The sequence below is a fragment of the Streptomyces sp. NPDC045778 genome, assembly GCF_056431945.1.
Window position 1 is genome coordinate 1 of sequence record NZ_JBWKJZ010000005.1, and the last position, 12,961, is coordinate 12,961.

A 12,961-nucleotide genomic window follows, 5' to 3' on the forward strand; every position below is an offset into this window, starting at 1 on the left:
ACGCGCCTATTTGTATTGCGGGGTGGTCCCTCCCCTCTCCCCCTCCGGGTAACCATGGCGGGTCCCCCCTCTCCTTCCTTCTCCTTCCCCCCCCCCCCCCCCCCCCCCCGGACCCCTACCTCTCACCTGTTCCACTGCACCACCTCCCTGATACCCGCGTCACCCGGTGACGTGTAACCGACCGGAGGGTCCGCCGTGGCCAAGCCAAGTTCCCGCAAGGACGCAGCGACTGCCGCTGCCCAGCACCCAGTTGACGAGCGCCTCCCGGCGCTCAAGATGGCCACCACCGGCCTTCAGCACGTCGCCGCGATGTACGCGGGCGTCGTGGCACCGCCGCTGATCGTCGGCGCCGCGGTGGGACTCTCCGCCACCGAACTGACCTTCCTCACCGGGGCCTGCCTGTTCACCGCGGGCCTTGCCACGTTCCTCCAGACCCTCGGCGTCTGGAACATCGGCGCCCGCCTGCCGTTCGTCAACGGCGTCACCTTCGCGGGCGTCGCGCCGATGCTCGCGGTCGTGGACTCCACCAAGGACAAGGACGACGCGCTCCCCGTCATCTTCGGCGCGGTGATCGTCGCCGGGATCCTCGGCTTCGTCGCGGCCCCGTTCTTCTCCAAGGCGGTCCGCTTCTTCCCGCCCGTCGTCACCGGCACGGTCATCACGCTCATCGGCATCTCCCTGATGCCGGTGGCCTTCGGCTGGGCGCAGGGCCCGAACCCCGGGGCCGACGACTACGGTTCGCGCAAGTTCCTGGCCCTCGCGGGCATCACCCTGCTGATCGTGCTGCTCCTGCGCCGGTTCACCCGCGGCTTCGTGAAGCAGATCGCGGTCCTGCTCGGCCTGGTCGTCGGCACCCTAGTGGCCATCCCGTTCGGTGTGACGGACTTCGACCCGGTCACGCAGGCGGACGTGGTCGGCTTCCCGACGCCGTTCCACTTCGGCGCCCCGCAGTTCACGGCGGCCGCCATCGTCTCCCTGTGCGTGGTCATGGTCGTCTCCATGACGGAGTCCACGGCGGACATGCTCGCGCTCGGCGAGATCGTCGACCGCCCCGCCGACGAGAAGACCATCGCCGCGGGCCTGCGCGCCGACACCCTCGGCTCGGCGGTCAGCCCGCTGTTCAACGGCTTCATGTGCAGCGCCTTCGCGCAGAACATCGGCCTGGTGGCGATGACGAAGATCCGCAGCCGCTACGTCGTGGCGACCGGCGGCGGTTTCCTCGTCCTGATGGGCCTGTGCCCGATGGCGGCCTCGCTGATCGCGGTCGTGCCCCGGCCGGTGCTCGGCGGCGCGGGCGTCGTGCTCTTCGGCTCGGTCGCGGCCAGCGGCATCCAGACCCTGGTCAAGGCGGGCCTGGACAAGGACAACAACGTCCTGATCGTCGCGGTGTCCCTGGCCGTCGGCCTGATCCCGATCTCGGCGCCGGAGTTCTACCACGCGTTCCCGGAGACCGCGAGGATCATCCTGGATTCCGGCATCTCCACGGGCTGCGTCGCCGCGGTCGTCCTCAACCTCCTCTTCAACCACATCGGCAAGGGCAGCGAGGACGACGAGGTCACCGCCCCGATGGAGCCGGGCGACGAGATCTCCGAGATCCGGCTCCGGGGGCAGCGCCCCGAAGGGGCGCGGGGAACCGCGCGCCCCGCCACGATGGACCGGTAGCCGACGGACGGCCCATCGTGGCAGGACCTGCTGCTCAGCGGGAGATGTGGAACGCCTCGCCGTAGACCTTCCAGTCCAGCGGCGGGTCCAGGTTCAGGTTCCTCTTCTTGAGGAAGACGCGCTGGGCGGTGTCCACGCGGCTGGTGTCCTCGTGCGCCTCCTCCTGCTTCATGGCCCAGACGCGGGCGTCGAGGAAGGCGTTGAGGTAGGTGACCTCGTCGCCGCCCTGCGCCGGAGGCTTGGCGGTGCGCAGGGCGCGCTTGCGGATGTTGCTGAAGCTGGTGCTGTCGCCGCCGTCGCCGTGCATGACGATCGCGTCGTAGTACGCGAACTGCCCGAGCACGCCGATGCCGTCGGCCTTGCCCTGCTTGACGGCCGGGTCGAAGTACACGCGGTCGCGCTCGTCGTTCTGCGCCCGCTGGAAGGCCGGGTCCTGCGCGGCCTTCTTCCAGTCCTTGGTGTAGTTCGGGTCCAGGCCCGCGTGGGAGTCGGAGCCGTTCACGCGCCGCAGCGCGGGCAGGTACTTCTCCAGGACGTTGCCGGGCTTGCGCTCGGCGTACAGCTCGACGAGGTCGAGCATGTCGCCGGTGCCGGAGCAGAAGCCGATGATGCCCGCGGTGTAGCCGCGCTTGTCACCGATGTCCTCGATGTACTTGTACTGCGCCTTCCAGTCGAGCGAGGAGTTCTCCGCGCTGGAGACCAGCTTCATGGCGATCTCCTTCTTCGCCGGGTCGTCCAGGCCCGCGGCGGCGGTGCCCGCGGGGGTCGCGGCGCGGGGCGCGGGCGCCGCGCCCGCGGACTGGGTGGTGAGCAGGGGGCCCGCTATCAGGGCCGCGCCTATCAGTCCGACGACGGCGCGTCGCGTGCTGGTGGGGTGGGGGGTGCGAGGGGAGTGCAACGGGGCCTCCAGAGGGGGGATTTCGTGGTGCCGTGTGCGGATCGCGCTTTGTTAGGAAGGTTTCCTACCAGAGAACGGAGATGACGTATACCCGTCAAGCACGGTCCGGTGCGCGGCACAGGAGCCGAGGCGGTCCCCCGACGCGGCACGCCGCCGGGCCCCAGCGGGCCCAGGAGCGCGCTCGCACATGGCCGGTCATCGCCCTAGTCGCTGCTCACGCTGGTCCGTACGATCCCAGCACCCTCAGCCTCCGCTCATCGCACGCCGACCGGTCGCCGACCCGTGAGCGGACCCGTGCGATGGCTGAGTCAGTTCCTCCCAGCACACGCTCCATCCCCCACCTCGCGGCGGCACGCCCTGCGTGCGTGCCGCCACGGGCCGAAGCACTCGATGGGAGAACCACCACCATGTCCGCTGCACTGCTCGCCGGTGGCGCCCTCGCCACCCTGCTCGCCGCGGGTCTGCCCGCTCACGACCCGACCGAGTTCAGTGACCCGCCGCCCGACAAGATCGTGATCGAGATCGCGACCGTGAACGGTTCGGGTTGCCCGAGAGGGACGGCGGCCGTCGCCGTCTCCCAGGACAACACGGCGTTCACCGTCACCTACAGCGACTACCTCGCCCAGGCGGGCGGCAGCTCCGCCCCCACGGCGTTCCGCAAGAACTGCCAGCTCAGCCTGATCGTGCACGTCCCGCAGGGCTTCACCTACGCGATCGCGAGCGCCGACTACCGCGGCTTCGCCTCGCTGGAGCGGGGCGCCAAGGGCACGGAGAAGGCCTCGTACTACTTCCAGGGCTCGCCCGACACCGGCGCCAAGTCCCACATCTTCTCCGGCCCGGTCGCCGACAACTGGCAGGCCACCGACGAGACCGAGGTCACCCAGCTGGTGTGGGCACCCTGCGGCAAGAAGCGCAACTTCAACATCAACACCGAGCTGCGGGTCGACGTCGGCACCTCGGACCGCACCAAGACCAGCTTCATGACGATGGACTCCACCGACGGGGCCATCAGCACGATCTACCGCGTGAAGTGGAAGGAGTGCCCGAACTGACCGAGCCCGGGTGAGGTGCTGACCAGACAGCTCCTGGTGAGGGGGCCGCGCCTCCGGCGGAAGAGTCCGGCCGGGGGCGCGGCGAAAGACCCGCGCGAGCGGGATCCGGCGAGCGCGTCACGTACCTTCTTCGCGATCGTGTACGTGTCTCCCGTGGGGGTCACGGCGAGGCGTCCGGGTTCGCGGAGCCACCGGTCCTCCAGGGCGAACCAGTCCGCCCGGCCGAAGGCCCGCGGCTCGCGGCCCTCGGCGAGCGCGGCGCGCAGCTCGTCGAAGTACGTCGTCCAGCGCAACCGGTACAGGCCGCCGACCAGGCCCGCCCATTCGCGGTTGGCGTAGTCGTTCAGCCCCGCGTCGGCGCCGGCGCGGGTGCCCCACACGGTGACCAGCGACAGCTGGTCGTAGGCGAGTTGGTCGCGCTCGCGGTCGTCGGCGCCCCAGGCGCGGGCATCCGCCACCCACCGCCCGAGCAGCTGCCGGGCGTCGGTGGCGGCGAGGCGGTCGAGCAGATCGAACAGGTGCAGCCAGGTGCGGGTGAGCCGCTCGAAGAGGGCGGTGTCCCGCGCCTCGTACGCCGCCCTGACGCGGGGCAGCAGCACCCGGCTCCGGTTCGACAGGGCTTGGCGCGCCACGTCGAGCAGGTCGCGCCGGTACGCGGACGAGTTCCTCAACTCTCGCCGTACCAGCAGGAGTTCGTCGAGCGCGGGCTCGAAGTCGGCGGCCGGGTAGCGCAGCTCCTTCGGCGACCAGGAAGCGGCGGAGCGCACCGTGAGGGCGGGCCGCGCGCCGAACAGGCCGTCGGCGCCCTCGGCCCACCCGTCGGCGCGGGTGGTGCCGTAACAGGTGCGGCGCAGCACGTCCCAGGCGCGCGCGGCATGCGCGTCGGCGCCGCCGTACCGGCTGGTGGCCCACTGCGTGAACCACTCCTTCAAGTCCAAGTCGCCCTGACGCCAGGCGAGTTCGGAGAACAGCTCGAAGGCCGCGGGGTTGTTGTCGGCGGCCTCCGGCAGCAGCGCGATGCCGCGCAGGGCGCTGCCGTCCTTGGTGCGCCACCGCTCGTAGAGCCGCGCCCAGTCGGGCGTGTTCGCGCCGAGCGCGGTGTGCCCGCCGAAGTTCCAGATCGAGCCGAAGGCGTACGGCGTGCCGCCCCAGTCGGCCTCGCGGTCGGTGACGTACGGGAAGCGGTCGGACAGGCCGTCGACGACGAGTACGCGGTCCTTGTCGACGGCGTCCGTGAGGGCCTTCGGCGGGTTGCGCCGCCAGCCGAGGATCACCCACAGGGCGTCCGGGCGCGCGGCCCGCAGCGCCCGCTCGACGCCCCGGGCGGCCTCGCCCACCGGCACGTCACCGGGCCTGCCGCCCTCGTGCAGCAGGTCCATCTTGTACATCGTGGACGGTCCGAGGAGTTCGCCTTGGACACGGTAGAAGGCGGCGGCGACCCGCTCGAAGGGGCCGGTGCGCGGATCCAGCCAGTCGGGCCGCGCGAAGCCCAGCCAGTCGCCCTGCGGCACGGTCCGCGCCCCCGGGTTCCGCTCGGCGAAGCCGGGTGGCACGGTGCCGCAGTAGCCGGGGAACACGGGCGTCATGCCGAGCGCGCGCAGCCGGTCCGCGATGCGCCGCCCCAGCCGGGCGCGCCGCTCCAGGAGCTGCCGGGACACCGGGTGCGGGAAGGCCGCCATGTTCTGGAGCAGCCACCACGGCTGGTGCGCGGGCCCCGGCACCCAGGCCCGCAGCTCCTCGTCGCCGTACCCGAACTCCTGGAACAGCCGGTGGTGGACGGCGTCCGCGCCCGCGTACACCAGGACCTCGTTGTAGCCGTGCAGCGCGAGTACGTCGATCTCGCGCTCCCAGTACGACCAGTCGTGGTACGCGTTCGTGTAGCCGTCGTTGGTGTCGTTGAGGGCGAACCGGTGCGGGGTGTTCGCCCGCCCGGTGACCGGTGTGCCGGGCGCGGGCAGCAGCTTCGGCAGGGCGAGTTGGTGGCCCGCCCAGGTGATGTTGGCGTGGCAGACGTGCTTCAGGTAGTGGTACAGGCCCTTGAGCTGGACCGCGGGGGTCGGCCCCGCCACGGTGAGGCGCCCGCGCGCCCCGGACACGCGGTAGGTGTCCGGAGCCCCGGAGGCCTCGAACGCGATCTGGTCCGCGTGCCGGGGCAGCAGCCGCCGGGCCGCGGCCGCGGCGCTCCCGGGGGCCCCGGTCCCGCCCCCGGGTGTCCGCGAGTCACCGTCGGCCGCGCTCCCCCCGGAGCAGGCCACGGCGGTCCCGGCCGAGCCGGCGAGGGCGGCGAGCAGGGTGCGGCGGGGCAACTGGGGCATGGCGGCTCCCGGGGTCGGGCGAGCGCGGCGGACACCGAGGTGACTCCTGCCCCGCAAGGCCCCGCCCGCTAACCCACCACCAGACCCGCGAGGTCAGGGCGCGGGCCCTTCATCGGGTCGACGTGGCCGGAAGGCCCGGGTCGGCGCGCTCGCTGACCACGGCGTACTCGGTGAAGGTGCCGCAGGCCGCGAAGCCGAGCGCGCGGTAGACGCCCTCGCCCTCCGGTGACGCCTGGAGCACCGCCGTCCGCATCCCGGCGGCGCGCCCCGCGTGCAGCGCGGCCAGGGTGATGGCCCCGCCGTAGCCGCGGCGCCGGTCGGCGGCGAGGGTCGAGATGTTGTAGATCCCGGCGACGCCCGCGTGCAGGAAGGCCTCGGCGGTGCACACCGGGCGCCCGTCGACGTACCCCACCAGGTAGCGGGCGGGGCAGTCCGCGGCGAGCGCCCCCTCGGCGACGGCCGCGTAGAAGGCGCGGACCGTCGCCGCCGGGGGCTCCCAGTTGGCGGCCAGGATCGCGGCGTACGCGGCGAGTTCGGCGGCCGTGGTCACAGTCCTGATCTCCAGGCCGTCCGCGTGCGCGGGCGGCGGGGCGGCGCCCAGGTCAAGGCACATCCCGGTCTCGGTCCCGGCCGCGGGAAGCCCGGCGGCGGCGAGGCGCGCGCCGAGGTCACCCGGCGTCGAGGTGTCACCCACCCACCAGGAGAAGGCCCGCCCGGTGCCGGTCAGCTCCGCCACGGTGGCGGCGACGCGGGCGTCCGCGTCCTCGGCGGTGAACCGCGCCGCGGCGACGATGTTGAAGGTGTCGTCGTCGATCCCGCTGTCCGCGACGACCAGGTCCCCGCTGTCGGCGACGCGGGCCCCCGGCAGGAAGCGGTGGAGGTGCCCGGCGTGAGCGGCGAGGTTCCGCTCGGCCGCGTCGAGCGCCTCCGGGCCGGTCACAGCTCCTCCAGGACCGTGTCGATGGTCGTCGTCAGGGCCTTTCGGTCGTCCCGTACGCGGGCCAGGACGCGCATGCCGTAGTACGTGCTCTGCACCAGGCGTGCCACCTCGCGCGGGTCGCGGGCGGGGGAGATCTCGCCGGTGGCCTGTCCGGCCCGGGTCACCGCGCACACCTCGTCCTCGACGCGGTCGAAGCCGCGGCGCACGGCGCGGCGGACGTCGCCGTCGAGGCCGGCCCGTTCGATCGCCGCGTTGATGGCGAAGCAGCCGCGGCCGTCGTCGGCGTCCAGGTCGCTCTCCAGGGAGTGCAGCATCATCGCGCGCAGCCGCTCCTTGGCGGAGCCGGGGGACTGGAGCCGCTCGACCTGCGCGGCGGTGACCGTGTCGTAGTAGCGGTCGAGGGCGCGCAGATACAGCTCGCGCTTGCCGCCGAAGGTGTTGTAGAGGCTCGACGGGCCGAGGCCCGTCGACTCGCACAGGTCGCGTGTCGACGTGCCCTCGTACCCGCGGCGCCAGAAGGTCTCCATGGCCGCGGTGATGACGCGGTCCTCGTCGAACTGTCGTGGCCTGGCCATGGACCGGACCCTACCCGTTTTGGAATACCTTTTCAAAACTAGCCGACGCCGAAGCGGAAGGTGTCGGGGCGGCCCGCCGTTCCAGGATCCCCGCTCCCACCGCCGCCGCGCAGCCGAGCGCCGCGAGCCCGGCCCCGACCCACGCGACGGCCGCGTAGCCGTGGCCCGCGTCGATGGCGAGGCCGCCGAGCATCGGGGCGAGGGTGTTGCCGACGTTGAACGCCGCCGTGTTGGTCGCGCCGACGAGCGTGGGCGCGTCCGGCGCGAGCGTGAACACCCGCGACTGGAGCGCGGGGTTGGTGACGTACCCCGCCATGCCGAGCAGGAAGACCAGCGCCACCACGACGGCCACCGCCGAGCCCGCGGTCAGCGCGAGCACCGCCGAGACCGCCGCGAGCGCGCCGAGCCCCCACACGAGCGTGGCGACCGCGTGCGTCCGCGCCGTCCGGCCGCCGACGACCAGGCCGAGCATGCCGCCCGCCCCGAACAGCGCGAGCACCGCGGGCACCCACCCCTCGCCCAGGCCCGTCTCGTCGGTGAGCAGCGCGGCCAGGTAGCTGAAGGTCACGATGACCGCGCCGAAGGCGAAGGCCGTGACGGCGTACGAGAGCCACAGCTGCGGGCGCGCCATGCCGCGCAGCTCCGCCCGCACGGACGGCGCCTCGCCCCGCTCGCCGCCCGGCACCGCCACCACCGTGCACACCAGGCTCACCACCGTCGCCGCCGCGACCGCCCAGAACGCGGCCCGCCACCCCGCCGACTGGCTCAGTACGGTCCCCGCGGGCACGCCGACGATCGTCGCGAGGGTCAGACCGCCCGCGACCAGGGCCACCGCCTTGCTCTTCGCCTCGCTCGGCACGAGCGCCACCGCCGTCGCCACGGCCACGCCCCAGAAGCCCGCGTACGCGAGCGCGCTGACGATCCGCGTCGCGAAGAGGAGCCCGTACCCCGGTGCCACCGCGCCCACCACGTGGCCCGCCACGAACACCGCTTGCAGCAGCACCAGGGCCGTCCGGCGCGGCCACCGCAGCGTCGCCACGGCGAGCAGCGGCGCCCCGACGACCATGCCGATCGCGAACGCCGAGATCAGCAGCCCCGCGTCGGGGATGGACACCCCCAAGTCCTCCGCCATGCCCGGCAGAAGGCCGGACAGCATGAACTCCGATGTCCCTTGCGTGAAGATCCCGAGCGCCAACACGTAGACGGCGAGCGGCATGGGTGTCCCTCCCTGATGTGCACGTGAGTTCTGAAGCGGTCACTTCAAAACCGGGATGGACGGTAGCACGTTCTGAAGCGATCGCTTCAAAACATGGGCGGGGTGTGCGCCCCGTAAGGGGCGCGGGGAACTGCGCGACCAGCCCCCACCCGCCCGCAGGCAACTACTCGGCGGCAGGCTCCCAGACGGTGACGTCCAGCTCATCGCCCAAGGCCAACTTGCCCGTGCGCAGCACCGAGAACTTGGCCCCCAGGGCCACCCCACCCCCCGGCTGCCTCCGATACGCGGCCAGCGTACGCAGCGGCTCCGGCCCGACCCGCTCACCCGACGCCTGGTCGACGAGGGTGACCGCGCAGCGCAGGGCGAGCTTGGCGAAGCCCAGCTCGGTGTTGCCGATGCCGACGTTCCTGACGGAGTCCTCCGTGTGCGGCTCGTCCCACCCGTCGACGACGACGTTGGGCCGCAGCCTGCTCAGGGTGACGGGCGCGCGCCCCGCCGCCTCGATGCGGGCGTTGAGGTCGTCGTACGACGCCCGCGACAGCAGGTGCAGCGCGCCGCTGTCGGCGAAGCCGGACGTACCCGGGTGAAGCCCGTCGGTGACCCGCTCGTGCTCCGGCGGCACCCGCACCAGACGGCAGTCCGTGCCGAGCACGTCCGACAGCCACCGGGCCGCGTCCGCCCCCTGGTCGACGGCCCGGAACGGCGCCCCGAACAGGTCCACGTCGCGGCGCGGCGAATCGACGTCCACCGCGATCTCAAGCGGGTCCGCGGCCGGGGCCCGCAGCGTGAGCCGTGCGCCGTCCCAGCTCACCTCGGGGCGGATGACCGCGAGCCGGGGGGTCTTGCGCTGCGTGCGGTACACGCCCGAGTCGTCGACCACCATGAACACGCGGTCGTGCGCGAGCCCCGCCGGCGTCAGGTCGCTCTCCGTGAGGGTCACTCCGGCGCACCCCTTGACCGGATACGTGATGAGGTCCGTGACTACCGCTGCCATGCCGGTCCGATCGCTGCGACGTCGTCCATGGGAGCTGCCCTTCGGTCGGTCTGGAGGTCGATCTTCCCCGTCCGCCTCAGCATCGTTCGCCGACCGGCGCGGCATCAATGCCTTTTGCCCAACGAAAAGGATCACCGTGCGTGCCGGGCGGCCCGTCTCTGTAACGGTCGGCGTCCGCCCGATCGCCCGCGCGCGCCCGCTCCCGCCACAATGGCGGCGCCGCCCTCACCCTTCCCCCCACTGGAGACGCCATGAGGCTCCGCACCGCCCTCGCCCAGCTCTTATGCGCCGCACTCCTGGGCACCCTCGCCCTGATCGCGGCCCCCGCCGCCACCGCCGCCCCCGCGCAGACACCGCTGCGCGGCGGCACCCTGCTCTTCAGCCCTTCCGGGCGGTGCGTCGTCTCCTTCAACGCCACCACCGGCACCCGTTACTACGGGATCATGGCGGGCCAGTGCGGTGCCGTCGGCACCAAGTGGTACGCCGACCCGCGCCTCACCATCGAGGTGGGCATCACCGAGACGGCCGTCTTCCCCGGCAGGGACTACGCGCTGGTGCGGTACACCAACCCCGACTACTCGTACCCGAGCGAGGTCGTCGCGGGGATGCGGATCATCCGCATCAACCGGGCCGCGAACCCCGTCGTGGGCCAGTCCGCGTGCCGCGTCGGACCCACGACGGGGACGCACTGCGGCACCGTCCAGGCCGTGAACGCCTCCATCACCTACCCGCAGGGCACGGTCAGCGGCCTCTTCCGCACCAACATCTGCGCCGAGCCCGGCGACTCCAGCGGCCCCGCCTTCGGCGGCGACGCCGCGCTCGGCTTCCTGGTCGGCGGCAGCGGCAACTGCGCCTCCGGCGGGACGACGTACTACCAGCCCCTGGCGCCGGTGCTCAGCATGCACGGGCTGCGGGTGGGCTACTGAGCGCCGCCCGCGTACGCCACGAAGTCGGCCCAGGCGTCCGGGGCGACGGCCAGTCGGGGCCCGGCCGGGCGCTTGGAGTCGCGGATGTGGATGGTGGTGGGGCAGGTGGCTACCTCTATGCAGTCGTCACCGTTCCCGCCGCTGTAGCTCGACTTGTGCCAAGAGAGGGCAACCTCTACGCAGTCACCCGAACTTCCGCTGCTGTAGCTGCTCTTGAACCACTCCAGTTCAGGGTCAGTGCTCATAGCGCTCCTCGCAGTCGCTCCAACTGGATCACGGAGTCCTCAGGGGTGAGGGCCTGTGTGCGCAGTTTGGCATACCGCATCTGAAGCGTGCTGATCACTTTTGGATCTGAGATGAGCTGCCCGCTCTCCGGACCTTCGCAATACCCGAACCACCTGTTCTCAGGGGTTTCCAGGAGCTGGATGGGCCCGTCGAGCCCGCAGTGAACGTCCCGCTCCAGTGGCATGATCTGCACCTCGACGTTGCGCGGCGTCGCCGCTTCCAGTACGCGATCGATGAGTTGGCGCGTCACGTCGATGCCGCCGGTGCGGCGCATGAAGATGTGCTCCTCGATGATGAAGCTGAAGCCAGTGTTCGGCCGTTCCTGGAGCAGGTTCTGGCGCTCCAGTCGTGCGGCCACCTGGTCCTCCAGCTCCTGGTCCGACAGGGCGGGCACGCGGGTGCTGAACAACCTGCGGACGTACGCCTCCGTCTGTAGCAGCCCTGGGATCAACCTGCACTCGTACGTGCAGAGGTTGAGGGCTTCCTGCTCAAGCTGGGCCCACTGCCGGAACCACGCGGCCAGGCCCCGCTGTCGCGTCAGCTGGTTCACCATCAGCCGCAGCGTCCCGAAGGCGTCCAGCGTGACCTCCACCTGGTCCACGAAGCGCGGCGGCGGGAAGCGCCTGCCCTGCTCGATGGATGCGATGAAGTGGGTCGAGTAGCCGATCTCGGGGGCCAGGGTCTCTTGCGTGTACCCGGCCCGTTTGCGGAAGCTCTTCAGTGCGGCGCCGAACGCCTTGAGTCCATCGGTCGGTTCGGGCTCCTGAGAGCCCTGCGTGCTTGACGACATCACGGGTATCCCCTGACGCTCGCTTACCGTCCCCGCCAACGCGCCCATGATTACGGGCTGTTACTCCCGCTGTCTACGTTTCGCACTCGTACACTTACGGAGCGTACGAGTTTTGTGCCTCCCGAAGCGCGCGTTCACACGGTCACCGTGGTTCGCATGCCACCCCAGGTGCAAACTCCCACACCAGCACATGTGTTCACGCGGCGTATCACCGCCGGCCCGCGCGGGGCCCGCCTCGCGAGAAGGCTCGCCCGCGCCCGGCTCGACGGCTGGGGCATCCCTTACGGCAGCGAACTCTCCGACGCGGCGGCACAGATCGTCGCCGAGCTGGCCGCGAACGCGGCGACGCACGGGCGGGTCCCCGGGCGCAGCTTCGAGCTGAGGCTGCTGCTGCTCGCGGGGACGCTGCGGATCGAGGTGTCGGACACGCGGGCGGAGTGCGCGCCGCCCGAGGAGGCCCGGCTGCCGCCACAGGAGGCGGAGTCGGGCCGAGGACTCGTCCTCGTGGCGGCGCTTGCCGAGGAGTGGGGCGTGGAGGGCCGGGTGATCGGCAAGACGGTCTGGGCGAACCTGAACAGACGACCAGGCCCGTCCGGCGCCTGAGCGAGCGTGCGGACGCCGGGGGCCTGGAGGCCCTCACCGTGGGCTGACCTACAGGCCGAGGACCCGCGCGTCCGTCGCGAGCGCCCGGAAGTACTCCTTCGGGTCGTCGACCATGCGCCGCTCCTTCAGGTCGAGCAGCCCGCCCACGCCGGTCAGCTCCGCCGCGACCGTGCCGTCCGGCTTGGTGAAGATCTGCTCGATCCTGAAGGTCTTCCGCTCGCCCCACAGGAACCGGCACGACACGGAGACCTCGTCCCCGGCCCGCAGCTCGCTGCGGTACCGCACGGTGTTCTCCAGCGCCACGGGACCCACCCCCTTCGACAGCATGTCCGCCTGCCGGATCCCCGCCTCCATCAGAATCGACCACCGCGCGTGCTCCGCGTACTGGAGATACACGGCCTGATTCAGATGCCCCTGCGCGTCCGTCTCGTACCCCCGCACGACAATCCCGACGGAGTACCCCTCCGCCACGGAATCCCCCTGCTGCTGCGCCACGGTGCTCCCTTTTCTGTCGGTACACGGCTTGCAGGGCCTTCAACCCCCTGCGGCTGCCCGGCATTCCTGGCCGAGCTTCGTGGGCGTGCCCAATCCGGAGGTGCGTCTTTGCGTCGGCGAAGGCGCCCGGCGACCGGTGCTGACTTTCAGTCAACTGGGCCCTGTTATGCGCACGTTGCGCTCCGCCGATGATCACGACTGCTCCATAGG

General features: G+C 71.8%; 13 protein-coding genes. 4 read left to right on the forward strand and 9 right to left on the reverse strand.

Translation table 11 applies throughout. The features are described from left to right. Positions 1 to 276: 276 nt before the first annotated feature. A complete protein-coding gene (locus AC07GB_RS07990; RefSeq protein WP_478843276.1) occupies positions 277 to 1,662 on the forward strand; it encodes a nucleobase:cation symporter-2 family protein in 1,386 nt (461 codons plus the stop codon). Between the two features lie 34 nt (positions 1,663 to 1,696). Here AC07GB_RS07990 and AC07GB_RS07995 read toward each other — a convergent pair whose 3' ends face one another. Beyond that, positions 1,697 to 2,560 carry a chitosanase gene (locus AC07GB_RS07995; RefSeq protein WP_478842703.1) on the reverse strand — a complete coding sequence of 288 codons (864 nt, stop codon included), beginning with the start codon at positions 2,558 to 2,560 and terminating at the stop codon, positions 1,697 to 1,699. A 407-nt stretch (positions 2,561 to 2,967) separates the two neighbouring features. Between AC07GB_RS07995 and AC07GB_RS08000 the strand changes: the two genes are divergently transcribed. Next, a complete protein-coding gene (locus tag AC07GB_RS08000) occupies positions 2,968 to 3,612 on the forward strand; it encodes a DUF4360 domain-containing protein (RefSeq protein WP_478842705.1) in 645 nt (214 codons plus the stop codon). On the opposite strand, the gene AC07GB_RS08005 is transcribed toward AC07GB_RS08000, so the two are convergent. The 5 genes from AC07GB_RS08005 to AC07GB_RS08025 all read right to left on the reverse strand — a co-directional run bounded on the left by AC07GB_RS08005 (position 3,579) and on the right by AC07GB_RS08025 (position 9,652). Then, a complete protein-coding gene (locus tag AC07GB_RS08005) occupies positions 3,579 to 5,927 on the reverse strand; it encodes an alpha-N-acetylglucosaminidase (RefSeq protein WP_478842707.1) in 2,349 nt (782 codons plus the stop codon). The two genes, AC07GB_RS08000 and AC07GB_RS08005, sit on opposite strands and share 34 nt — an antisense overlap. Before the next feature lie 109 nt (positions 5,928 to 6,036). Further along, on the reverse strand, positions 6,037 to 6,867 hold the full coding sequence (locus tag AC07GB_RS08010; protein WP_478842709.1) for a GNAT family N-acetyltransferase: 831 nt from the start codon (positions 6,865 to 6,867) through the stop codon (positions 6,037 to 6,039). Beyond that, the gene (locus AC07GB_RS08015) at positions 6,864 to 7,442 is read right to left on the reverse strand and encodes a TetR/AcrR family transcriptional regulator (RefSeq protein ID WP_478842711.1); all 579 of its coding nucleotides are present in this window, start codon (positions 7,440 to 7,442) and stop codon (positions 6,864 to 6,866) included. The genes AC07GB_RS08010 and AC07GB_RS08015 overlap by 4 nt, the downstream gene beginning before the upstream one ends. A gap of 10 nt (positions 7,443 to 7,452) precedes the next feature. Continuing rightward, positions 7,453 to 8,658 (reverse strand): Cmx/CmrA family chloramphenicol efflux MFS transporter, encoded by a 1,206-nt coding sequence (locus tag AC07GB_RS08020; protein ID WP_478842713.1) that lies wholly within the window; start codon positions 8,656 to 8,658, stop codon positions 7,453 to 7,455. 163 nt (positions 8,659 to 8,821) lie between these two features. After that, positions 8,822 to 9,652, reverse strand: coding sequence for an MOSC domain-containing protein (locus AC07GB_RS08025; RefSeq protein ID WP_478842715.1), 831 nt, complete (start codon positions 9,650 to 9,652; stop codon positions 8,822 to 8,824). Positions 9,653 to 9,903: 251 nt separating this feature from the next. Here AC07GB_RS08025 and AC07GB_RS08030 point away from each other — a divergent pair, with 251 nt between their 5' ends. Further along, the gene (locus AC07GB_RS08030) at positions 9,904 to 10,578 is read left to right on the forward strand and encodes a S1 family peptidase (RefSeq protein WP_478842717.1); all 675 of its coding nucleotides are present in this window, start codon (positions 9,904 to 9,906) and stop codon (positions 10,576 to 10,578) included. Here AC07GB_RS08030 and AC07GB_RS08035 read toward each other — a convergent pair. Together AC07GB_RS08035 and AC07GB_RS08040 are read right to left on the reverse strand one after the other, a co-directional pair. Then, a complete protein-coding gene (locus AC07GB_RS08035; RefSeq protein ID WP_478842719.1) occupies positions 10,572 to 10,823 on the reverse strand; it encodes a DUF397 domain-containing protein in 252 nt (83 codons plus the stop codon). The genes AC07GB_RS08030 and AC07GB_RS08035 overlap by 7 nt on opposite strands. After that, the gene (locus tag AC07GB_RS08040; RefSeq protein ID WP_478842721.1) at positions 10,820 to 11,653 is read right to left on the reverse strand and encodes a helix-turn-helix domain-containing protein; all 834 of its coding nucleotides are present in this window, start codon (positions 11,651 to 11,653) and stop codon (positions 10,820 to 10,822) included. The genes AC07GB_RS08035 and AC07GB_RS08040 overlap by 4 nt, the downstream gene beginning before the upstream one ends. Positions 11,654 to 11,809: 156 nt before the next feature. Here AC07GB_RS08040 and AC07GB_RS08045 point away from each other — a divergent pair, with 156 nt between their 5' ends. Further along, positions 11,810 to 12,256, forward strand: a complete 447-nt coding sequence (locus tag AC07GB_RS08045) for an ATP-binding protein (protein ID WP_478842723.1) — start codon at positions 11,810 to 11,812, stop codon at positions 12,254 to 12,256. A 48-nt stretch (positions 12,257 to 12,304) separates the two neighbouring features. On the opposite strand, the gene AC07GB_RS08050 is transcribed toward AC07GB_RS08045, so the two are convergent. Then, entirely contained in the window at positions 12,305 to 12,727 is a 423-nt protein-coding gene (locus tag AC07GB_RS08050; RefSeq protein ID WP_478843278.1) for an acyl-CoA thioesterase, read from the reverse strand. Positions 12,728 to 12,961 lie beyond the last annotated feature (234 nt).